The organism is Janthinobacterium sp. SUN137, assembly GCF_030587265.1.
GTDB lineage: Bacteria > Pseudomonadota > Gammaproteobacteria > Burkholderiales > Burkholderiaceae_D > Janthinobacterium > Janthinobacterium kumbetense.
Window position 1 is genome coordinate 695,296 of sequence record NZ_JAPWHZ010000003.1, and the last position, 20,878, is coordinate 716,173.

19 protein-coding genes and 4 tRNA genes are annotated in these 20,878 nt (G+C 62.7%); 5 read left to right on the forward strand and 18 right to left on the reverse strand.

Annotated features, from left to right (window positions below; all coding sequences use genetic code 11):
* The first annotated feature begins 11 nt into the window (after nucleotides 1-11).
* Complete coding sequence (locus tag O3298_RS18050) at nucleotides 12-2,507, forward strand: TonB-dependent receptor (RefSeq protein ID WP_305060171.1); 2,496 nt, start codon at nucleotides 12-14, stop codon at nucleotides 2,505-2,507.
* On the opposite strand, the gene O3298_RS18055 is transcribed toward O3298_RS18050, so the two are convergent.
* Nucleotides 2,498-3,331, reverse strand: a complete 834-nt coding sequence (locus tag O3298_RS18055) for a helix-turn-helix domain-containing protein (protein WP_289916062.1) — start codon at nucleotides 3,329-3,331, stop codon at nucleotides 2,498-2,500. The two genes, O3298_RS18050 and O3298_RS18055, sit on opposite strands and share 10 nt — an antisense overlap.
* Nucleotides 3,332-3,472: 141 nt before the next feature.
* Nucleotides 3,473-4,174, reverse strand: coding sequence for a hypothetical protein (locus O3298_RS18060; protein WP_305060172.1), 702 nt, complete (start codon nucleotides 4,172-4,174; stop codon nucleotides 3,473-3,475).
* A 288-nt stretch (nucleotides 4,175-4,462) separates the two neighbouring features.
* Between O3298_RS18060 and O3298_RS18065 the strand changes: the two genes are divergently transcribed.
* The 3 genes from O3298_RS18065 (at nucleotide 4,463) to dbpA (ending at nucleotide 8,108) form a co-directional block, all read left to right on the forward strand.
* Nucleotides 4,463-6,127 (forward strand): acid phosphatase, encoded by a 1,665-nt coding sequence (locus O3298_RS18065; RefSeq protein ID WP_305060173.1) that lies wholly within the window; start codon nucleotides 4,463-4,465, stop codon nucleotides 6,125-6,127.
* A gap of 205 nt (nucleotides 6,128-6,332) precedes the next feature.
* Entirely contained in the window at nucleotides 6,333-6,569 is a 237-nt protein-coding gene (locus tag O3298_RS18070) for a hypothetical protein (RefSeq protein WP_077402076.1), read from the forward strand.
* A gap of 111 nt (nucleotides 6,570-6,680) precedes the next feature.
* Nucleotides 6,681-8,108, forward strand: coding sequence for an ATP-dependent RNA helicase DbpA (dbpA, locus tag O3298_RS18075; RefSeq protein WP_305060174.1), 1,428 nt, complete (start codon nucleotides 6,681-6,683; stop codon nucleotides 8,106-8,108).
* Here dbpA and O3298_RS18080 read toward each other — a convergent pair.
* The 4 genes from O3298_RS18080 to O3298_RS18095 form a co-directional block, all read right to left on the reverse strand.
* The gene (locus tag O3298_RS18080; protein WP_305060175.1) at nucleotides 8,095-8,637 is read right to left on the reverse strand and encodes a hypothetical protein; all 543 of its coding nucleotides are present in this window, start codon (nucleotides 8,635-8,637) and stop codon (nucleotides 8,095-8,097) included. The genes dbpA and O3298_RS18080 overlap by 14 nt on opposite strands.
* Entirely contained in the window at nucleotides 8,630-9,163 is a 534-nt protein-coding gene (locus tag O3298_RS18085; RefSeq protein ID WP_305060176.1) for a hypothetical protein, read from the reverse strand. The genes O3298_RS18080 and O3298_RS18085 overlap by 8 nt, the downstream gene beginning before the upstream one ends.
* 81 nt (nucleotides 9,164-9,244) lie before the next feature.
* Complete coding sequence (cysS, locus tag O3298_RS18090; RefSeq protein ID WP_305060177.1) at nucleotides 9,245-10,621, reverse strand: cysteine--tRNA ligase; 1,377 nt, start codon at nucleotides 10,619-10,621, stop codon at nucleotides 9,245-9,247.
* A gap of 240 nt (nucleotides 10,622-10,861) precedes the next feature.
* On the reverse strand, nucleotides 10,862-12,103 hold the full coding sequence (locus tag O3298_RS18095; protein WP_099664734.1) for an MFS transporter: 1,242 nt from the start codon (nucleotides 12,101-12,103) through the stop codon (nucleotides 10,862-10,864).
* 127 nt (nucleotides 12,104-12,230) lie between these two features.
* On the opposite strand from O3298_RS18095, the gene O3298_RS18100 reads away from it, so the two are divergent.
* Complete coding sequence (locus O3298_RS18100) at nucleotides 12,231-13,061, forward strand: helix-turn-helix domain-containing protein (RefSeq protein ID WP_099664735.1); 831 nt, start codon at nucleotides 12,231-12,233, stop codon at nucleotides 13,059-13,061.
* Nucleotides 13,062-13,098: 37 nt separating this feature from the next.
* Here O3298_RS18100 and aqpZ read toward each other — a convergent pair whose 3' ends face one another.
* The 12 genes from aqpZ to O3298_RS18160 all read right to left on the reverse strand — a co-directional run bounded on the left by aqpZ (nucleotide 13,099) and on the right by O3298_RS18160 (nucleotide 20,866).
* Nucleotides 13,099-13,794: an aquaporin Z gene (gene aqpZ, locus O3298_RS18105; RefSeq protein ID WP_289899133.1), complete on the reverse strand. Its 696-nt coding sequence runs from the start codon at nucleotides 13,792-13,794 to the stop codon at nucleotides 13,099-13,101.
* Between the two features lie 224 nt (nucleotides 13,795-14,018).
* A complete protein-coding gene (locus O3298_RS18110; RefSeq protein ID WP_305060178.1) occupies nucleotides 14,019-14,429 on the reverse strand; it encodes a GNAT family N-acetyltransferase in 411 nt (136 codons plus the stop codon).
* Nucleotides 14,429-14,887, reverse strand: coding sequence for an Ivy family c-type lysozyme inhibitor (locus O3298_RS18115; RefSeq protein WP_180278591.1), 459 nt, complete (start codon nucleotides 14,885-14,887; stop codon nucleotides 14,429-14,431). The genes O3298_RS18110 and O3298_RS18115 overlap by 1 nt, the downstream gene beginning before the upstream one ends.
* 65 nt (nucleotides 14,888-14,952) lie before the next feature.
* Nucleotides 14,953-15,363 (reverse strand): hypothetical protein, encoded by a 411-nt coding sequence (locus tag O3298_RS18120; RefSeq protein ID WP_289906599.1) that lies wholly within the window; start codon nucleotides 15,361-15,363, stop codon nucleotides 14,953-14,955.
* A 29-nt stretch (nucleotides 15,364-15,392) separates the two neighbouring features.
* Nucleotides 15,393-16,541, reverse strand: a complete 1,149-nt coding sequence (locus O3298_RS18125) for an amidase family protein (RefSeq protein ID WP_305060179.1) — start codon at nucleotides 16,539-16,541, stop codon at nucleotides 15,393-15,395.
* Between the two features lie 206 nt (nucleotides 16,542-16,747).
* Complete coding sequence (locus tag O3298_RS18130; protein WP_034758247.1) at nucleotides 16,748-17,323, reverse strand: elongation factor P; 576 nt, start codon at nucleotides 17,321-17,323, stop codon at nucleotides 16,748-16,750.
* A gap of 135 nt (nucleotides 17,324-17,458) precedes the next feature.
* The gene (gene earP, locus O3298_RS18135) at nucleotides 17,459-18,628 is read right to left on the reverse strand and encodes an elongation factor P maturation arginine rhamnosyltransferase EarP (protein ID WP_305060180.1); all 1,170 of its coding nucleotides are present in this window, start codon (nucleotides 18,626-18,628) and stop codon (nucleotides 17,459-17,461) included.
* 95 nt (nucleotides 18,629-18,723) lie between these two features.
* Nucleotides 18,724-18,799: transfer RNA gene (locus tag O3298_RS18140), tRNA-Glu, on the reverse strand.
* A gap of 57 nt (nucleotides 18,800-18,856) precedes the next feature.
* Nucleotides 18,857-18,932, reverse strand: a tRNA-Glu gene (locus tag O3298_RS18145).
* A gap of 123 nt (nucleotides 18,933-19,055) precedes the next feature.
* Nucleotides 19,056-19,131 (reverse strand) — tRNA-Glu (locus O3298_RS18150).
* A 243-nt stretch (nucleotides 19,132-19,374) separates the two neighbouring features.
* Complete coding sequence (locus tag O3298_RS18155; protein ID WP_305060181.1) at nucleotides 19,375-20,451, reverse strand: DUF5694 domain-containing protein; 1,077 nt, start codon at nucleotides 20,449-20,451, stop codon at nucleotides 19,375-19,377.
* A gap of 339 nt (nucleotides 20,452-20,790) precedes the next feature.
* A tRNA-Ala gene (locus O3298_RS18160) sits at nucleotides 20,791-20,866 on the reverse strand.
* Nucleotides 20,867-20,878: the final 12 nt, after the last annotated feature.

The following is a 20,878-nucleotide window of genomic DNA, read 5'->3' on the forward strand; positions in this document are numbered from 1 at the left end:
ACAAGGTAACCATGTCTCTTGCCATTCACTCCAAGCCGCGCATCAAGCGCATGGCGTATGCCATCCAACTCGTCTTCTTCGGTTCGGCCCTGCTGCTGAACGCCCAGGCGCCAGCCCTGGCGCAGGAAAGCGCAACAGCGCCAGCGGCCAGCCTCGACTTCCAGGTACCGGCCGGCGACCTGGCGACGGCGCTGCGCCAGGTCGCCAGCCAGTCGCGGGTCATCCTCAGCTTCACGCCGGAGCAGACGCGCGGCAAGACGTCGGCCGGCTTGAGCGGCCGCCACGACGTGCTGGCCGCCCTGAACGGCGTGCTGCGCGGCACGGGCCTGAAGGCCGAGCGCAGCGCCAACGGCAGCTATGTGCTGCGCCCGGCCGATGCCGCGGCGGGTGGCGAAGCGCTGTCGATGATGCCGGAAGTGTCGGTCAAGGCGCAGCAGGATGCCACCGAAGGCTCGGGCGCGTATGTCTCCACCCTGCCGATCGCCACCGCGACGCCGCTGGGCCTGTCGATCCGGGAAACGCCGCAGTCGGTCAGCGTCATCACGCAGCAGCGCATGCAGGACCAGGGCTTGAGCACGATCGCGCAAGTGATGGCGCAAACGCCGGGCATCACCCTGTTCTCGCTGGGCAGCGAACGCACGGGCTTTACTTCGCGCGGCTACTCGATCACCAATTACCAGCTCGATGGCGTCAGCACGCATTCGGAAAACCTGGGCCTCGATGCGATACCGTCGCAAAGCCTGGCCGACATGGCGCTGTACGACCGCATCGAAGTGCTGCGCGGCGCCTCGGGCCTGATGACGGGCGCGGGCGATGCCTCGGGCGCCATCAACATGGTGCGCAAGAAGCCGACGGCGCAATTCCAGGCCTCCGTCGAGGGCGAGCTGGGTTCCCACGATGAGCGGCGCGCCATGGCCGACGTTGCCGGCCCGCTCAACGACGCGGGCACGGTGCGCGGCCGCCTCGTGACGGTGTACGAGGAAGGCGACAGCATCGTCGACGGCTACAGCCGCGACAAGAAAGTGGTCTACGGCGTGCTCGAGGCGGACATCTCAAGCGACACGAAACTGACGGCCGGCGTCACGCACCAGCGCAAGCGCTCGAACGGATCCCTGTCCTACCTGGGCTTTCCCCTGTTCTACAGCAATGGCAGCATGACGAACCTGCCCCGCTCCTTCAGCCCGGCGGCCACGTCGAATCGCTTCGACACCAATTCGACCGACGTCTTCGCCACTGTGGAACACGCGCTGGCGAACGACTGGAAGCTGAAAATCTCGGCCAACCGCGTGCAGTCGTCGCAGGAAGAGCGCTCCGTTTACCTGAACGTCAGCGGCGGCTTGCCCGACCAGACCACGGGCGATGGCCTGCGCCTGAACGCCGACTACCGCGACTACCAGCTCCAGGTCAACAGCGTGGACGTCAACGTGCGCGGACCGTTCAGCGCATTCGGCCGCCAGCACGAACTGGTGCTGGGCATGGACTACAACGAATTTCAAAGCACGACGGATGCACGTTTCGACAATGGCATCGAGCGCACGCCTGTCAACCTGTACCGCTGGAATCGCACGGCGACGCCCGTGTTTGGCAGCACCAGCATTCCCTACGACAGCACGCGCCGCCAGGCCAGCGCGTATGCCGCCACGCGCCTCAATCTCTCCGAGCGCCTGAAACTGATCGCTGGCGCCAAGGTGCTGCGCTACAGCGAGAATTACATTTTTGGCGTGCCTTCCGACCCGTTTTACAGTACATCGCCAGCCTCGGAGAGCCGCGTCTTCACGCCATATGGCGGCCTTGTGTTCGACATCGACGGCACGCACAGCGCCTACGCCAGTTATTCCACCATCTATCAGCCGCAAGCATCGCAGGACCGCTATGGCAAGCTGCTGGCGCCGCGCGAAGGCAAGACCCTGGAAGCGGGCGTCAAGAGCGGCTGGCTCGATGGCCGCCTGAACACGGCTGCCGCGCTGTACCAGATCCGCCAGAGCAACCTGGCCGAATCGGATCCGGGTTATTACGTGCCTGGCACAAAGATTTCCGCCAACCGCGCCATCAAAGGCGCCAGGACCCAGGGCGTGGATCTGGAAGCGACGGGCGCACTGACGCCGGACTGGAACATCTCGGCCTCGTGGTCGTACAGCCAGACGGAAGACAATACGGGCAAGACCATCCTGACCACCTTCCCGCGCCACCTGGTGAAACTGTGGACCACTTACCGCCTGCCCGGCGAATTCAAGCGCCTGACGGTGGGCGGCGGCGTGAACTGGCAAAGCCGCGTGTATTCCGACATCGATGCGTGGCAGGTCGAGCGCACCCTGCATTGGGAACAGAAGGCGTACTCGGTGGCCAGCCTGATGGCGCGCTACGACGTCAGCAACAAGCTGTCGGCCACCGTCAACGTGGCCAACCTGTTCGACAAGCAGTACACGGCTTCCGTGTCGGACTGGTGGTTGTCGGGCATGCATGGCCCGGCGCGCAAGGTGGCTTTGACCGTGCGCTATCAGTTCTGACCCTTGCCCAGCTTGCGGATCAAGCTGGGAGGCATGCCTGCCGCGGCCTGAAAGGCGCGCGTCATGTGGGCAAGATCGGAAAACCCCTCGTCGGCGGCGATCATCGTCAGGCTATCGGCGGACGGCAGCCGATGCGCGGCACGCACGAGGCGCGCGGCCTGGCGCAACGCCTCCGCCGTCATGCCCACTTCGCGCAATCGGCGTTCCAGCGTGCGCTGATGGCAACCCAGTCTGCCGGCAAGCTGGCCGATAGGGAAGTGGCCTTCGTTTTCAAAGACGAACGCCACTTCCGCCGCCGTCGACGATTCGATGCCCAGCAACAGGGCAAGCGCACCCAGGCTGCGCTTTGGTGCGCCGTCCGGCGCAGCCGCATTGGCGCGCGTGGTCGCCAGCATGGTGTCGATGATGGCAAGGGTGCCATGGCGGCAGCTATCGGGGTCGCTGGCGGCCACGCGGGAAGCGCGCGCCGCGCCGCGCGCCACATTGCCGGCCCCTTGCCCGCCAAGACTGGTCTGCACGCCCAGGTTCGCAGACTGGTTATAGGCATTGAACGCGACGAACACGTCGGCTTCGCGCCGGAATGAGGAGAGCAGCAGATAGCTGGGATTGATGTCCGTCGCCAGGAAGTCATTCACCAGGCGTTCGATGACGCCTGGCGCCGATCCTTTGGGACTCCTGGCCATGCCGGCGGCATGGTAGCGCTGATAAGGCAAATGTCCCTGGATCACGTGCGAGACGGCCGAAGCGAAGCGCGCCATGGGCGTCCAGCCGGCCCGCCCTTCCAGTGCATGGACAACCACGTGATACGCAAGCGAGTTCGACATTCCTGGCATCCTGTAGCTTCGGTGATGGGGCCGCAGGCATCTGTCTGCCCGGTCAGGCCTGCATCACGATACCGCGTTCGTTAGTTGCCATAATACAATGAAAACATCACTAAATGGTATTTTTGGAAACATTAAAATGTTCTATATGCCCGTCGATGCCTGGCCTGGCGCCGCCGGGCGCTGGCGCTGCAGCTCCTGCAGCCGCGCACGGGCCTTTTGCCACTCTTCCTTGACACACACGGCCGTGGCGAGCGGCATGCGGAGAAAGATGGCCGAAAACGGTCCCTGTGCCTCGCTGTCGCGCAAGCGCCGTCCAGCCAATGTATGTCCCGAAAATATGGGTGACGTGATTGTCAAATCAGAATTCCCGGTTCCCTGCGTATGCACCCCGTCCGGCATATCCACGATCACATGCTCGAAGCCGCGATCGGTGATTTCAACTGAAGGTTTCCATTTCGTCAGGTAATGCTCTACCATATTCTCAGATGCATAAATGAAAATGTTTTCAGCAGGCAAGAACACGTCGAAAGCGCCACGCCGCACCTGACGTTTGGCTCCCGAGGTAACGTAGGAGCGCTTGCCCTTGGACCGGATGCGCAGCTGGGCGCTGGCATAATCGAGCTCCATCGTGAAGCGCGCCGATTCCAGGACCCACGTCCGCCCCGCTATCCCCCCGACGCTGACGACTTTGTCCCGCGCGCGCTCCGCGCGCACACGCGACCGCCACCACCACACTAGGCACAGGAGAACGGGAATGGAATAGGGTAAAAAAATGAGCGTCAAGCCGAAGGCAAACGGCAGGACAAAAAAGATAAACAGCAATAACTTCAAGACCAGCCACATGAGCGCCTCCCTGCGTGTATGGGTGCGCGCAGACGTCCATGCAATGACGCCGGACGTCGCGCCACGAGAATGGCGACCATCGCCATTCGGATGCCCCATCTTTTCATGCGCAGGCCAGGCAGGCTTGAATCCATGCGACACGGATGGATTATTTAGCCTGGCGCAGGACGAACGGCCAGCGCCATGCGGCAACGTCGCCCTCCAGGCAGCCGTGAAATTTCACATTTGCCATGCCACGGTGATACAATTTTCGCGCACCAGCAAACGAATGACACCCAAGGAGAATGTGTGAAGGACCTCGCCCCCGCCCTGCCAGCCGATCCGGCCGACCAACCCGCCAATCCCTCGCGCCGGCGCATTTTCCAGGCTGCTTCCGCAGTCGGCCTGGCCGCCAGCCTGCCCGCGCTGGCCGACGCCGCGCCAGCCAGGAAGACCATCGCCCAGGGTTCGCTCGACGCGAAACTCAAGGCGCACGTCAAGAACGTGGTCGTGATCTACCTGGAAAACCGCAGTTTCAACAACCTGTTCGCCAACTTCCCCGGCACCAGCGCGCCCCTGTCCGCCGTCACGGCGGAACAGGCGCAGCAGCTGGACCGCGACGGCAAGCCGCTGGCCACCCTGCCGAAGATCTGGGGCGGCCTGGTGCCGAACCAGCAGAATATCGGCGGCATCGATTACCTGATCAAGGAAGACCAGATTTCCGGCCTGCCCAACGCGCCCTACAAATTGAGCGACGCGGCCGGCAAGCCCCTGCCCGAGAGCATCATCACGCGCGACCTCGTGCACCGTTTCTATAACAATCAGATGCAGATCAACGGCGGCAAGAACGACGGCTTTGCCGCGTGGGCCGACAGCGGCGGCCTGGTGATGGGCCACTACGGCGAAACGTCGAAAAACCTGAACCTGTGGCAGATCGCCGAACAGTACACCTTGTGCGACAACTTCTTCATGGCGGCCTTCGGCGGCTCCTACATGAACCACCAGTTCCTCGTCACGGGCCGCGCCAACGAGTATTTCAATGCTTCCGAGACGGCGGCGAAGAAAAAGATCGCCGTGCTGTCTGACGGCCCGCAAGGCGTGCGCCTGGCGATCTCGCCCGACTGCCCCGCCTCGGCGCTGGACGGCAAGCCGAAATACGTCAACGACGGCGCCCTCACGCCGGATGGCTATGCCGTCAACACCATGGCGCCGCCATATCAACCGAGCTACATCCGCCCGGCCTTCGACGGCGACCCGCTGCATGCCGACCCGGCCGACGCGAATACGCTGCCGCCGCAAACCTACGACACCATCGGCGACCTGCTGTCGCGCAAGGGCGTCAGCTGGGCGTGGTATGGCGGCGGCTGGCAAGCGGCGCTCGACCACAAGGGCGGCGGCAGCAAGCCGAATTTCCAGTTCCACCACCAGCCGCTGAACTATTTCAAGCAGTTCGCTCCCGGCACGGCCGCGCGCGCGGAGCACCTGCGCGACGGCGGCACGGGCGACAGCCCGATTTCGAACAAATTCCTCGCCGCGGCCGTGGCGGGCAAGCTGCCGGCTGTGACCTTCTACAAGCCGCAGGGCAATCTGAACCTGCACGCCGGTTACTCGGACATCGAATCGGGCGACCAGCACGTGGCCAACGTCATCCAGCATCTGAAGGAATCGCCGCAGTGGAAAGACATGATCGTGGTGATCACGTTTGACGAAAACGGCGGCTGGTGGGATCACGTGGCGCCGCCGAAGGGCGACCGCTGGGGGCCGGGCACGCGCATTCCCGCCATCGTCGTCTCGCCCTACGCGAAGAAAGGCGCCGTCGATCACAGTTTTTATGACACGACGTCGATCCTGCGCCTGATCACGCGCCTGCACGACTTGCCGCTGCTCGAAGGCCTGAAGGTGCGTAATGACGCGTTCGCGTCACGCGGCGCGCTGCCGCCAGGCGACTTGACGGGTGCGCTGAGCTTCCGCTAAGCCCCACACAGTGCGGCACGCCTGTGATACACTGCGTGCCGCACTTAAATCCGCAGGACAAGTTTTCCTGCAGGTTATCCCAACAATGAGCCCGACTCCAGTAGCCGGGCTTTTGTTTTGTGGATGAAGTTAAAGCGTATAGACATAGGCGGGTAGCACCTTGCCCGCCCCCTGGCCATCGCAAGCCAGGGACAGAGGTTAGCAAATGAGAGATAAAAAAGACAACGCCACCATCGACTTGCCCGGCTTCGGCCCGCCGCCAGCGCCCGAGGCGCCAGAGCCGGCGCCGGAACCGCAGCGCCGCGCGCGTGCGCGCAAGGTGGCCTTGAAGCAGGTGCAGCTCGAATTGCTGGAGCCGACCGATGCCACGGGCCTGCCCGTGTGGACGCGCGACGCCGGCCTCGATCTGACCGGCTTGCCCATCTGGGCGCCCGACAATTAACACTCCATGCCGGCGGCCGTTTGCCGCCGGCTTCCACACCACCATCCGCACAAGGGCGTAGAACGCCTGTAGACTGTGCCCATCCACCCGCTTTTTACCGGCTCCGCCCCTATGAACACCACCACCGACACCACCACTTCCTTTGCCAGCCTGCCGCTGACGCCCGCCTTTTTGGCCAACCTGGATTCGCTCGGCTACCACGAGATGACCACCATCCAGGCGCAATGCCTGCCGGCGGTGCTCGATGGCCGCGACCTGATCGCCCAGGCGAAAACAGGCAGCGGCAAGACGGCCGCCTTCGGCATCGGCATCCTGCACAAGCTCAATCCGGCCTGGTTTGCCGTGCAAGGCCTGGTGCTGTGCCCGACGCGCGAACTGGCCGACCAGGTGGCCAATGAATTGCGCCGCCTGGCCCGAGCGGCCGGCAACATCAAGATCCTGACCCTGACGGGCGGCGCGCCGATGCGTCCGCAAATCGCTTCGCTGGAACACGGCGCACACATCGTCGTCGGCACGCCGGGCCGCCTGCGCGACCACCTGGGCCGCGGCACCATCAACCTGAATCACGTGCAGACGCTGGTGCTCGATGAAGCGGACCGCATGACGGACATGGGCTTTTACGAGGAAATCGCCGGCATCGTCAGCGCCTGCCCTGTACGCCGCCAGACCTTGCTGTTCTCGGCCACGTATCCGGAAGACATCCGCCGCGCCACGGCGTCGTTCCTCGTCAATCCGCTGGAAGTGACGGTCGAAGCGCAGCACGACAACGACAAGATCGAGCAGCGCTTCTATGAAATCGGCTTCGACGAACGCAATAGCGCCGTCGGCAAGCTGTTGAAGCACTTCAAGCCGGAATCGACGCTGGCCTTCTGCAACACCAAGGTGCATTGCCGCGAACTGGCCGAAGAACTGCGCCAGCAGGGCTTTTCCGCGCTGGCACTGTACGGCGAGCTGGAACAGCGCGAGCGCGATGAAATCCTCGTGCTGTTCGCCAACCGCAGCTGCTCCGTGCTGGTGGCCACCGACGTGGCCGCGCGCGGCCTCGATATTTCCGACCTGGGCGCCGTGATCAACGTCGACGTGTCGAAGGACACGGAGGTGCACATCCACCGCATCGGCCGCACGGGCCGCGGCAGCAAGAAGGGCCTGGCCCTGTCTCTGTGCGCGCCGAACGAGAAAAAATGGGTCAAGCTGATCGAGCAATACCAGAACAGCGCCGCCGAATGGCACGACCTGAAGGAACTGGCGGAAGATGACGGGATGGAAGCGCTGCCGGCGCCGATGGTCACCCTGTGCATCATGGGCGGCAAGAAGGACAAGCTGCGTCCGGGCGACCTGCTGGGTGCGCTGACGGGCGACGCGGGCCTCACCAAGGAGCAAGTGGGCAAGATCAACGTGTTCGAGTTCATGACCTACGTGGCGCTCGACCGCAAGGTGGCCGAAGCGGCCTTCAAGCGCCTCAACGCCGGTAACTCCCTGGGCCGCGACTTCGGCAACATCAAGGGCCGCAGCTTCAAGATGCGCTTTATCGAGGCGTAAGCCGCTGTAATGCCCGCAGGGCCGCCATGGCCCTGCACCCCGGATAATCCTTCCACACGGGGTATTGCTCGCGGTAGTAACAGCTCCAGTAACTGACGGCGCGCCGCTGCAGCGTATCCACATACGCGGGGTTCTCCCGCAGGTAGCGCGCCAGCGCCTGCGCATTCCAGGCCGGCAGCGCCGCCCCGATTCTCTCGACGATCTCCAGCACGTATTCACCGCACAGGTGCACGACGAACGGCACTGTCCACGCCCGCTCCTGCAGCAACAGCAGTTTTAAACACGTTTCGCGCAGATGGCCATCGTGGTGGCGCGTGCCCAGGCACAGGGCGATCACGCCCGCGTCGCCGGGCAGCCGCGTACAGGCCAGCAATCGCTGGCGGTCGTAATACGTGCGCGTCGGGATCAGCAAGGCCTCGCCATCCTGGCATACGGCAAATGGCGGGTGTGCCTGGCTACTCCCCAGCGCGGGCAGCAGCTGCGCCACAGTGCCGGCCAATGCCGCCGGAAAGGCACCTGCTTCAAGCATCGCGCTCCTCCTGGCACACTTTACGCACGCCCAGCGCAGATTTATCCACCTTTTCAAAGATCACATTCGAATACCATTCGGCCGGATCGCCTTCGGTGGGCTTGCCCAACGAGATATAAAAGCCGCCGTGCGTGAACAGGGCCGTGGTTTCCTTGCCAGGCGTCGCACCTTGCAGGAAGCCGGGCCAGGCCGCCTTGTCGACTTGATTAAAACGCGCGGCCAGCAGCGCCAGCAAGCGCGCGTGCGAGGCCGGCGCATACGGGAACAGATACAGGTATTCGACCAGTTCGCCGCCGTCAGCCAGGCGCGTGACGGCGGCCGTCGCCGCCTCCACCTCACCGCCAAAACTGCACAGCACTCCGCCGCTGTAGGCGAAATCGATGACGGTCGCCGGCGCACACGCCTGCCGTTCGCGGTCGACGCCGACGGGCGGCAGTGCGCGCACTTGCGCCAGCAACGCCTCACTCGATGTAGCCAGCGCGGGAAAACCGGGGCAGGCGCTGGCCGCCTGGACGGAGTTAGACAAGGCAAGGCAAAAACTCAATAGCAGCAAACGACGCTTCACGGCATCTCCAGTTTCATCAGGCGGCCATTATGCAGGACATCTTCACAAAGGCCGCGCCTGTTGCCCCTGCGGCGTATCGTCGATCTCAAAGCCGGCCGCGCGCGCCAGTGCGCGCAAGCGGTCCGCCTCGGCCCACTGGCGCTCCAGGCGGGCGGCAGCCCGTTCCGCCATCCACGCCTGCACCTGCTGCGGCATTTCCACCAGCGCCGGCTGCCAGGCCAGCAGATCGAGTCCCAGGGCCGTATCGAAGCGGGCCATCGTCGCCTTTTTCACGCCGTCGGGCAGCCCGCTTTTCAGCAGCTCCCAGGCCACGGCCAGCGCGCGCGGGTAGTTCAGGTCGTCGTTGACGCAGCTCATGAAGCGCTCATGCCATGCAGGATCGGCCTCGCCGTCCGCAGCACCCAGGCCATGCACGGCCACGCGCAGACGCGCCAGGCCGCTGGCAGCGGCGCGCAGGGCGTCGTCCGTGAAATTGAGGCTGCTGCGGTAGTGGGCACCCAGGCACAGGTAGCGGTAGGCCAGCGGATCGACGCCCTGCTCCACCAGGCTGTGCAAACGTAAAAAGTCACCCGAGGATTTCGACATCTTCGCGTCCTGCGTTTTCAGGAAAGCGCCATGCAGCCAGAAGTTGGCCAGGCGCGTGCCATGGCGCGCTTCCGTTTGCGCGATCTCGTTGCTGTGGTGGACGGCCACGTGGTCTTCGCCGCCGCAATGGATGTCGAAATACGCACCCAGGTGTTTTTCCGCCATGGCCGAGCATTCGATATGCCAGCCAGGGAAACCCAGGCCCCAGGGACTGTCCCATTCCATCTGGCGCTGGCCCGGCACGCCGCTGAACTTCCACAGCGCAAAGTCGCAGATATCGCGCTTCTCGCCCAGGTCTACCCTCTTCCCTGCCTGCAGGCCGTCGCGGTTCAGGCGTGCCAGTTTCCCATAGCTGTCCTGGCGCATCGTATCGAAATAGATGCCGTCGTCCGTGCGGTAGGTATAACCCTTCGCTTCCAGGTCGAGGATGAATGCGATCTGCTCCGCAATGTGGTCGGTGGCGCGGCACCAGACGGTGGGAGGCAGGATATTCAACTGGCGCAGATCACCCTCGAACGCGCGGGTGAATTCGGCGGCGATATCCCAGGCGGACTTGCCGCTGCGGGCGCTGCGGGCCTCGACCTTGTCGTCGCCGCTGTCCGCATCCGACGTCAGATGGCCCACGTCCGTGATGTTCATCACGTGGCGCACCTGCAAACCGTTGAATTCGAGCGCACGGCGCAAGCCGTCGACAAACAGATAGGTGCGCAGGTTGCCGATGTGCGCGTAGTCATAGACGGTGGGACCGCAGGCATACAGGCCCGCCTGGCCCGGGGCGAGAGGGTCGAAGGGGCGCAGGCTGCGGCTATAGGTGTCGTACAGGTGTAGTGTCATGCGGGACTCTCGTGAACGCTGCGGAAAAAGAAAATGGCCACAGGTTTTTCAACACTGTGGCCATCGGAATGAGGAGTAAAAATTTAACGGCGCCGGGCCGCATCCTCACGAAGCCAGGTACACGGACACAGCGCAGCGGCGGCGCGGCGGTATGCAAGGACTGGATGGAAGATGGAAGAAATCATGAAGAGAATATCGCATGCGGGCCGGCTGGCCGTCAAGCCCGCCGGCGCCACTGTCTTATTTTTTCGCCTGCTCGATATGCGGCAGCAGCACCGTCAAGATGCCAAGCAGCGGCAGGTAGGAGCAGATTTTATACACATAGGCGATGCCCGATACGTCGGCCAGGTGGCCCATGGCGGCCGCGGCGATGCCGGAGACGCCGAACATCAGGCCAAAGAAGATCCCCGCGATCATGCCCACCTTGCCCGGCACCAGTTCTTGCGCAAACACAACGATGGCGGAAAACGCGGAAGAAATGACGAAACCGATGATCACCGTCAATACAGCCGTCCAGAACAGGTCGACATACGGCAGCAGCAGGGTAAATGGCGCGGCGCCCAGGATGGAAATCCAGATCACGCGCTTGCGGCCGATGCGGTCGCCGATGGGACCGCCCATGAAGGTGCCGGCCGCCACGGCGGCGAGGAAGAGGAACAGGTACAGTTGCGCCGCGCCGATCGACAGGTGGAACTTGTCGATCAAATAAAACGTGTAATAGCTCGACAGGCTGGCCATGTAGATGTATTTCGAGAACACCAGCAAGGCCAGCACGCCCAGGGCACCCATCACCTTGTTGCGCGACAAGTTCGGTCCATGGCCGCCCGCCTTCGGCTTGAAGCTGGCCAGGTGGCCGCTATACCAGTGGCTGACCTTGTACAGCACGCCGATGGCCAGCACGGCCAGCAAGCTGAACCAGGCGATATTGCCCTGCCCGCGATTCACGATGACGGCGGCCGCCAGCAACGGACCCAGGGCGGAGCCGACGTTGCCGCCCACCTGGAACAGCGACTGGGCAAAGCCGTAGCGTCCGCCCGACGCCATGCGGGCCACGCGCGACGCTTCCGGGTGGAAAGTCGACGAACCGACGCCGATCAGGCCCGACGCGATCAACAGGGTCGGGAAGGTCGAGACGATGGACAGCATCAGCACGCCGGCCAGGGTAAAACACATGCCGACAGGCAACAGGAACGGCAGCGGACGACGGTCCGTGTACAAGCCGATCCAGGGCTGCAGCAACGATGCCGTGCACTGGAACGTCAGGGTTATAAGGCCGACCTGGGTAAAGCTGAGTGAAAACTCGGCTTTCAGCATCGGATAAATCGACGGCAGTAATGCCTGGATCAAGTCATTGAGCAAATGCACGAAGGCGACGGCGCCCAGGATGTGCATGGCCAGACCGGATTGTTGTTGGGAACTAGGAAGCGAGGGCGCCGCCGGCACAGGCGTGGCCAATGCTGGGGCAGGTGTGGTTGTGTGCATGTCTCATCCGCAATAATCGGGCACGGCGGGCGGCCCGGCAAAGAAGCCAGTATAGTATGGTCACTGAACTGATAACTTCCAATAATCGTCGCCCAAGTGACAACCAAGAGACAAGCCCGCGCCCCACATGTACACCCAGCAACCCGCCCAGACCCATCCCGATGGCGTGCCGTTCAGCCGCAGCACCAGCTCGCACGACTACCAGCACGTGCCGCGCCCCGTGACGGCCATGTCCAGGCAATATGCGGCGGGCGACTATACGGCGCCGCACAGCCACGTGCGGGCGCAGCTGCTGTATGCGACGGAAGGCGTGATGCGCGTCTCCACCGAGCACGGCGTGTGGATCCTGCCGCCGCGGCGCGCCTTGCTGATCCCCGTGGGCGTGGTGCATGAAGTCCACATCTTGAGCGAACTGAGCATGCGCACCGTGTACATCGACGCGCAGGTGGCGGCCCCGTATGGCGCCGATTGCAAGGTGCTGGAAGTGAGCCGGCTGTTGCGCGAGCTGATCCTGGCCTTGCTGGCCGAACCGATCGAATATGCGCTGGCGGGCCGCGGCGACTGGCTGGCGCATTTGATCCTGTCGGAACTGACGGCGGCCGATACCGTGCCCATCGCCATCCCCTGGCCGCGCGACCGGCGCCTGGTGGCCGTCTGTTCGGCCATCATGAGCGCGCCCGGCAGCCGGCGCAGCATCGAGGACTGGGCGCAGGACGCGGGCGCCAGTGCCCGCACCTTGATCCGCTTATTCCCCAAGGAAACGGGCTTGCACTACCGCCAATGGCTGCAGCAAGTCCACCTGGCTGAGGCCTTCTGCCGCTTGGACCGGGGCGAAGGCGTGGCGGCCATCGCCTATGCGCTGGGCTACGCCAGCCCCAGCGCCTTCAGCGCCATGTTCCGCCGCATCCTGGGCCGCACGCCGCAGCATTACCTGAGCGAGTGGCGCGCCGCCGACTAAACGAAAAAGCAGCCCGCGGGCTGCTTTTTTTACATGTTCAAGCCGATTCTTTTTCGCCGGCAATCAAGCGGTAGGCCAGCGCGCCCAGCAAGGCGCCGATGATGGGTGCCAGCCAGAACAGCCACAGCTGGCTGGTGGCCCAGTCGCCCACGTACAGGGCCACGCCCGTGCTGCGGGCCGGGTTGACGGAGGTGTTCGTGACGGGAATGCTGATCAGGTGGATCAGGGTCAGCGCCAGGCCGATCGGCAACGGGGCGAAGCCGGCCGGTGCGCGCTTGTCGGTGGCGCCCAGGATGACGATCAGGAAGAACATCGTCAGCACGATTTCAATGACCAGCGCCGACAGCATCGAATAGCCGCCCGGCGAATGGGCGCCGAAGCCGTTCGAGGCAAAGCCCTTGCTGACATCGAAACCGGCCTGGCCGCTGGCGATCACGTACAGCACGCCGCCGGCCACGATGGCGCCCAGCACTTGCGCAATGATGTATGGCAACAGTTGATTGGCGGGGAAGCGGCCGCCGGCCCACAGGCCGATCGAGACGGCAGGATTCAGGTGGCAGCCCGAGATGTGGCCGATGGCGTAAGCCATGGTCAGCACCGTCAGGCCAAAGGCCAGCGCTACGCCGGCAAAGCCGATGCCCAGGCCGGGAAAGGCGGCGGCCAGCACGGCGCTGCCGCAACCGCCGAAGACCAGCCAGAACGTGCCGAGAAATTCGGCGCCATATTGTTTCATGATGTATTCCTTTAAAGTGACGAGAAAACGTGCCAGGGACGACCAATCGGACCGCTCACCACCTTTGCCCCGCCAGGTAGCGACGGCAAAGCACAGCACCAGCAACGCACCGCTGCGTAAGCTGCAGAGCGCGCATAATGACATGATGTCATTATCAATGCAACACTATTGCGTACAATAATGTTAATAGTTCTCTTGACACCTAAAGGTTGTTTTGATAATTCTCACGCCACAGGACGGCGCATGTACTTGTGTGGCGCCTCCAGTGGCGCAAAACCAAAGCTCGCATACAGGCCATGCGCGTCATCGGTGCCCAGCATCCAGACGACATCGCGCACACGCGCATCCCCGAGCGCGGCGGCCACGATCTGCTTGCCATAGCCGCGCCCCTGGTATTGCGGCAGCACAAACACGTCGCGCAAGTAGGCAAAATCCGTGTAATCGGTGATGACCCGGGCGAAGGCCACTTGCTGGCCATCCACATAACCGCCGAAACACAGCGCGTTGGCGATGCCCTTGCGCACCGTTTCCAGCGCCACGCCTCGCTTCCAGTACGACTGCTCGCTCAGATAGCGGTGGATCATGGCCACGTCCAGCTCGCCGCGTTCGCTGGAAATGCGCAGTGGCGCGTGCATCAGTTCTTGAACAACATATCGGCTTCGGCGATGCTGGGTTCGCCGAAGTAGACGGTGCGCGAGCCGCCCTTGCCATCGCTGCCGATATACACGCCCGTCATGCTGCGCTCGGCCGGGTCGTACAGGATGGAGTAGCGGTGGCCGCAATTGTGCGGCTCGCAGACACTGCTCAGCAGACGCGCCTTGCCGTCGATCTCGACGGGCTTGAGCGGGCTCGCCACACCATTCGGCACCCAGCGCTGCCGCTTCAGGCCAGCCTTCTTCAGGCCGATATTGAAGGCCTTGCGAAAGGCGTAGTCCGCCTTGTAGACGTCGGGGAAGTACGGGCAGGTGTGGCCGCCGTCGCAGCTTTGCGCCTGCTCGATCAGCGACAGTTGCGGCGTACGCGCGTGCGCCGGCAAGGTGGCCAGCGCCACGGCGGCGCCCAGGAACAGGGGCAGGAACAAACGTGCGGACATGCAATCTCCTAAAAGCATACAGTAATGCGGGCAGCATAGCAGAATGGCATGCTTGCGCGCCCGTCTCAGGGAGAACAGCGGATACCGACGACCCCGTTGACCTTGCCTTCCGCCCATCCCGTCTCGCGCCAGCGGTACACGCCGGGCGCGACGATGATCAACTGCCACTCCACCAGCTTGCCAGCGGCATTGAGGCGGGTTTCATTGTCATAGCGCAAAGTCAGGCTGTGCTCCGTTTCCGCCACCACCGTCGCGGCAAAGCGGTTGGTTTCCCCCAGCTTGCTTTTCCATGTCCGGTCGCTGAAGATCGCCAGCCGCTGATGATCGTCAGACAGCTGCATGCGCGTAAAGTGCCGCGCTTCTTCGCAAACGCTATTCGTATTGACGCTGTCGGACCAGCTGCCAGACAATTGCGCGGCATCAAAAGGAGTCGGAATGGCCGTCACGGCCGCAGTCAGCAGCAAGGTTGCAAGCATAGTTTACCGAAAGAAAACGAAAAGAATCATCATGGCAGGCGCAACGCCAGGGTAATGCTCGACGGCAACGCGGGCGTGCGCCGGTGCAAAGTCGCCTGCTCATAGGCATACGCCATCGCAATGAGTTGCATGTCGCCGTGCGCAGGGCCGATGAAGGACAAGCCGACCGGCAAGCCCCCGGCCACGCCGGCCGGCACCGTAATTTGCGGCAAGGCCGACGGCGCCTGCGCTACGCCATGGCAGGTGGGCCCCACCAGCGCATCGAGGCTGTGCGAGCCCAGCAGCGCTTCGATGCCGCCGGGTTCAGGTGCGGGCGGCATCTCGATCAATTCCGCGCCCTGCTCGCGCAACGCCAGCAGCGCCTGCCCGATCACGGCATCGGTCCCGGCGCACAGGCCGAACAGGCTGCGCGCCACGCCGATGCGGCGCCCATGCAAGCCGGCGGCATCCAACACCACGCCATCGGCCAGGCGCTCGCCGCTCAGGGCCGCGAGCAGCCAGGCCGCCTCGCGCACGCTGGGCGCCATCGGTCCGGCCGTGGCTGGCTCGCCGCCCTGCCCCGCGGCAGTCCTGCCCGTGGGTTTGATGGCGACCAGGCCGCAGTTTGAAGCCGGCGCGACGATGGAACCGTCCGCCGCGCTGTCGACGGCGAGGATGGTCAGCCCGGCCCAGCTGGCACTGGCATGCGGCACGCTGACGGCGGCCCATTGGCGCAAATTGCTTTTGCCGATAATGACGGCGCCGGCCGCGCGCAAGCGCGCCGCCACAAAGGAATCGCAGCTGGCATGCGTGGCCAGAGGCGCCTGCGTGCGCGTCTTCATGCGGTCGCCCGTGGCGATATTGTCGCGCAAGACGACGGGAATGCCGTGCAAGGGACCGCGCACCTTGTGCACCTGCCGTTCGCGGTCCATTTCCAGGGCGATTTTCAGCGCATCGGGGTTGATTTCAATGCCGGGATAGGCGCGCGCGCCGATGCTGCACAGGGAACGGATACGCCCTAGGTACTGCGACGTCAGCGCATGGGAACTGAGTTTGCCTGCCTGCATCATCTGCTGTTGCGGCAACACGCCCGCATCGAGCAGATGGGCCATGGGGCTGGCGGGCGCCGTGGCACGGGCCAATACGGGACGCGCCACGCCCCGGGACGCGCCACTGCGTAACATCTGACTGCGCTGCATGCTATCTCCAGGAAACTTCAATGTTTCTACCGCAATAATGTTGTAGCCATAGCATAGCAGTCCTTGCAACACAATTGTTGTTGAAGGGAATTATTTTTTAAGCAAAAAAAACGCCGCCCGAAGGCAGCGTTTCTTGGTGATCCAGCACTGAGACAAACCAGACCGGCATCTGCCGGGCCATGCGCGCAGCGCAGTGCAAGAATCTATCAGTTGCGTACGACACGCTTGTATTCGTTGGTACGGGTGTCGATTTCGATGACGTCGTCCTGTGCCACGAACAGCGGCACTTGCACGGTGTGGCGGTGTGCGTCGATGGCGTTTTCGATCTTGGCTTCTTTCAGGACGTTGCCCGAAGTATTGCCCTTGACCGCTGGCTCCGAGTACACCACTTGACGGGCGATGGTCGTAGGCAGTTCAACGGAGATAGCTTTGCCGTCGTAGAAAATGGCTTCGCATTCCATGCCATCTTTCAGGTAGTTCAGCGCTTCGCCCAGGTTTTCTTCTTCGATTTCGTACTGGTTGTACTCGGTGTCCATGAACACGAACAGCGGGTCGGCGAAGTACGAATACGTCACTGGCTTTTTATCCAGAACAACAACGTCAAACTTGTCGTCGCCGCGGAACACGTTTTCCATCGGGGTGTTCGTCAGAAGATTTTTCATCTTCCATTTGTAGGTGAAGCCCGTGCGGCTCGAACCGTTGACATCAGAACGCAACACGATCATTGGCTTGCTGTCGACCATGATGATATTGCCAACACGAATTTCTTTTGCGGGTTTCATAGGAATGTACGTAAAAAGTGGGTTGCATGAAGACCATCTGCCGCCTGTGCGCCATCGGCGCCGCAAGCTTGCGTTTGATCGGTTAAAAATACGTTAGAAATAACCGGGCATTTTACCTTAATTTTTGGCAAGCGCCTATCTCGTCGCGCCAGCGAACGCCAGCAGGTTACTTGCCAGATCGCCATTGGCCTGCATCTGCCGCTGCCAGGCCTGCGCGCGCGCCCGGATGCGCGGCAGGTCGGCTTGCAGAGCGGGCCACAGCTGCGCCCATGGCAAGGCATCCGCGCTGGCGCCATTCCAGGCCAACGCCGCCTGCACCAGGCTGTCGATGGCGCCGTCCGCATCGGCCGCATAGCGCTGCAGGAAGGCGCGCAATTTCACGTGATGCAAATTTTCATCCTGCAGATAGATATGCCAGAGAAACGGCAGGCCAGCCCATTGGGCGCGCACGAAGGAATCCTCGCCGCGCACGAGATTGACGTCGCAAGCCCACAGCAGGCGGTCGTAATCGTCTTGCGGCACGAACGGCAACACCCGCACGGTGAGCGCGCCGCGCCTGCGCGCCGCACCGGCCAGCGCCGCATCGTCGCCGATAAACGCCTGAACGGCATCGAACGCGACGCCTTCCGGCACCAGGCACGTCACGGGCTCGCTGCCCGCCTGCCAGGCCGCAAACAGCCCAGCGACCGGCGCGGACGGGTAGCAGAACAGCGACACCTTCAGGGCGGACATTTCCGCCGCCGTCACGCCGAATTGCCCGAGGAATGCCGCCATGGCGCCCGCATCGGCCTGGAACGCCAACCTTTTCTCGTCCAGCGCCGCTTCGCGCAACAGGCCGCCCGTCTTGTTTGTGAAGCCGGGAAAGAAGAAATGCTTGATCATGCCGTGGCGCGGCGACGTCAGCGCGTGGCAACCCTCGACCCACTCTTCCGCCGTCAAGCCTTCCAGGTTCAGCCACACGGGATGCGGCGCGCATTGCGCCATGGCGGCGATATAGCCGGGCGGAATGTCGCAGGCAAAGAATTCGATGACGATGTCGGCGATGTCGGCGGGGGCGAACTCTCCCTCCTGATCGCGCCAGTGGCGCACCGTGACGCCGCCGGCCTGCTGCACTGGCGCCGTCACGTCGATTTCCGGGCAGATGCGCCGGAAGCTCGGCAAATCATCGACCCACAGGGTGACGGCCACGCCATGCTCGCCGCTCAACTGCCGCGCCAGGCGCCAGCAAATGCCGATATCGCCGTAGTTGTCGACGACTTTGCAGAAGATGGCCAAGGTTGGCGCGCGATCGGTAGCTAATGGCATATTCAAAGGGGAAGAAAAAAACGTGATATGGCAGCCCATAACAAAAAAGCCGCACTGTTACCAGGCGGCTTTTTTGTTGGCTGATTCAGCCGGTCTGGCGTCCCCAAGGGGATTCGAACCCCTGTACTCACCGTGAAAGGGTGATGTCCTAGGCCTCTAGACGATGGGGACAGAAAATCTGTCCTGAATGCACTATTCCGCATCCCGACCTGTTACTGCTTGCGAATCTGGCGTCCCCAAGGGGATTCGAACCCCTGTACTCACCGTGAAAGGGTGATGTCCTAGGCCTCTAGACGATGGGGACAGAAATCTGTCCTGAATGCACTATTTGCATCCTGACCCGGTACTGCAGCAATATTGCAGAAACAAAAAAAGCCTGACTTGTCAGGCCCATTCAGCACTGCACTCTTACTTTACAACTAAATCCTGGCGTCCCCAAGGGGATTCGAACCCCTGTACTCACCGTGAAAGGGTGATGTCCTAGGCCTCTAGACGATGGGGACCTGTGCTGGCTTTACTCTCAGCGGACTCTTCGTTGAAGGCTTTGCTTAGCCCCTCAAAAAAGCGTGCGCGAAGTTTAACACGAAGCGATTCACGAAATCAACTGCCGGCCTTCTTTTTTCCACCTTATTTGTATCATCGCCCCCCTATGGAGACAGGATGATGGCAGGAAAATATGGAAAGCAGTGGCACGCCAGGCACGCAGGGAAAACCGCGCCAACCACCTGGCGCGGCAAAAGCATTCCTTAACGCAAGATATCGTCCGCATTGGCGATGCGCACGTCATGCATCTGACTCAGATACGCCTCCAGGTAGCCCTTGTGGGATGCGCCGACGATGACCAGCACGCGCATGCCCGGGCGCGCCGCCATGATTTCGCGGATATTCGACGCCATGCGCAAGTTGCGCACCTCCCAGGATGCCACGTAGTTGCGGCCATAACGCTGCGGCGACGGCTCTTCCAGCGCCGCGCCAAAATCGCCGCGGAAGGCCAGGTCCGCTTCTACGCGTCCGTTATACGCGCGGTAGATCGCCAGCACACCGGCAGGCGTATTCCATTGCTCCTCAAACCCGGCATGGATGCGCTTGCGCTCGGCCGAAAAGGAATTATTCCAGGCCGCCCTGATCGCCTTGGCATACGCCTTTTCATCGCCGACAGGCATATCGGACGTATGGTCATCCATGCCATGCACCCGCTCGTGCCCGCCCTTCGCCGCCAGCACGGCAGCGATCTGATAGCTCTCGTTGCGCTGCCCCAGCAGGGAATTGAGGTTCGCGGCCAGGGGCTCGCTCACGCCGTCACCGGCGCGCCGCTCATCCGCGGGCAGGCGCAGCCATTGCACCAGCGCCGATGCACGCTCGCCACCGGCCAGGAACAGGGAAGCCAATGCACGCCGCTGGGCGGCGGACGGCGCCGCCGGCCAGGCGGCCAGCAAACGTTCCGCCTGCGCCGTGGCCGCCACCACATCGAGTCCCGTGGCGGCCCGCGCGGCGGAAGTGTCATAGCAATACGCTTTCACCGTATCGTCATAGCGCTGCGGATAGGCTCGCAAGTAAGCGCATTGCAAGCCGGAAAGCGCCTCGATCGCGATCGCATCCGGCCGCCAGCCCGCCAGGCGCTCGTTGAGCAAGCTCAATTGAGACGGATCAATCGATGTTGGCAATTGCGCCAAATGGGGCGAACCGAGCACCAGCACGTCATTGAACGGCCCCTTTTGCAACTTCAGCGCACCGGGATCGAATTTCGCCGCAGGCGGCGCCTCCGCGTGCGCAGGAAGGTGAATAACGGCAGCAAGAAAAAAACTGGCAAATACGCGGTGCATCCTGTCTCCTCAGTGTAATGGTCCATTTTTTATCCGCGGGCATGATGAAATCAAGCCGCCTGCCAAATGTAACCACTCCGCAAATCACTGTCAGTTATACCCATGCAACCAATAGGTACAAAAAAAGCCGCCCGAGGCGACTTTGATGTATTTCCATTTCCACCCCATTGGCAAACGCAAGCGGGATCGAACACTCGCCTCTTGCCTGCCATACAAACACCCCAACAGTTAAACCATACTTCCCCGAAAGGCATAACAACAAATGCTTCGGAAATAAAAAAAGCCGCTCAAGGCGACTTTGATTTATTCATTACCATTTACTACCTGTTTCTGCGCTGTTGGTGGAGGTAAGCGGGATCGAACCGCTGACCTCTTGCATGCCATGCAAGCGCTCTCCCAGCTGAGCTATACCCCCCGGGCGCAGAAA

Bases quoted from the DNA above. Each gene is read 5' to 3' on its own strand.
- O3298_RS18050 (WP_305060171.1), top strand. From the start codon at position 12: ATGTCTCTTGCCATTCACTCCAAGCCGCGCATCAAGCGCATGGCGTAT.
- O3298_RS18055 (WP_289916062.1), bottom strand. From the start codon at position 3,331: ATGTCGAACTCGCTTGCGTATCACGTGGTTGTCCATGCACTGGAAGGG.
- O3298_RS18060 (WP_305060172.1), bottom strand. From the start codon at position 4,174: ATGTGGCTGGTCTTGAAGTTATTGCTGTTTATCTTTTTTGTCCTGCCG.
- O3298_RS18070 (WP_077402076.1), top strand. From the start codon at position 6,333: ATGAGAGATAAAAAAGACAACGCCACCATCGACTTGCCCGGCTTCGGC.
- dbpA (WP_305060174.1), top strand. From the start codon at position 6,681: ATGAACACCACCACCGACACCACCACTTCCTTTGCCAGCCTGCCGCTG.
- O3298_RS18080 (WP_305060175.1), bottom strand. From the start codon at position 8,637: ATGCTTGAAGCAGGTGCCTTTCCGGCGGCATTGGCCGGCACTGTGGCG.
- cysS (WP_305060177.1), bottom strand. From the start codon at position 10,621: ATGACACTACACCTGTACGACACCTATAGCCGCAGCCTGCGCCCCTTC.
- O3298_RS18095 (WP_099664734.1), bottom strand. From the start codon at position 12,103: ATGCACACAACCACACCTGCCCCAGCATTGGCCACGCCTGTGCCGGCG.
- O3298_RS18100 (WP_099664735.1), top strand. From the start codon at position 12,231: ATGTACACCCAGCAACCCGCCCAGACCCATCCCGATGGCGTGCCGTTC.
- aqpZ (WP_289899133.1), bottom strand. From the start codon at position 13,794: ATGAAACAATATGGCGCCGAATTTCTCGGCACGTTCTGGCTGGTCTTC.
- O3298_RS18110 (WP_305060178.1), bottom strand. From the start codon at position 14,429: ATGCACGCGCCACTGCGCATTTCCAGCGAACGCGGCGAGCTGGACGTG.
- O3298_RS18115 (WP_180278591.1), bottom strand. From the start codon at position 14,887: ATGTCCGCACGTTTGTTCCTGCCCCTGTTCCTGGGCGCCGCCGTGGCG.
- O3298_RS18120 (WP_289906599.1), bottom strand. From the start codon at position 15,363: ATGCTTGCAACCTTGCTGCTGACTGCGGCCGTGACGGCCATTCCGACT.
- O3298_RS18125 (WP_305060179.1), bottom strand. From the start codon at position 16,541: ATGCAGCGCAGTCAGATGTTACGCAGTGGCGCGTCCCGGGGCGTGGCG.
- O3298_RS18130 (WP_034758247.1), bottom strand. From the start codon at position 17,323: ATGAAACCCGCAAAAGAAATTCGTGTTGGCAATATCATCATGGTCGAC.
- earP (WP_305060180.1), bottom strand. From the start codon at position 18,628: ATGCCATTAGCTACCGATCGCGCGCCAACCTTGGCCATCTTCTGCAAA.
- O3298_RS18155 (WP_305060181.1), bottom strand. From the start codon at position 20,451: ATGCACCGCGTATTTGCCAGTTTTTTTCTTGCTGCCGTTATTCACCTT.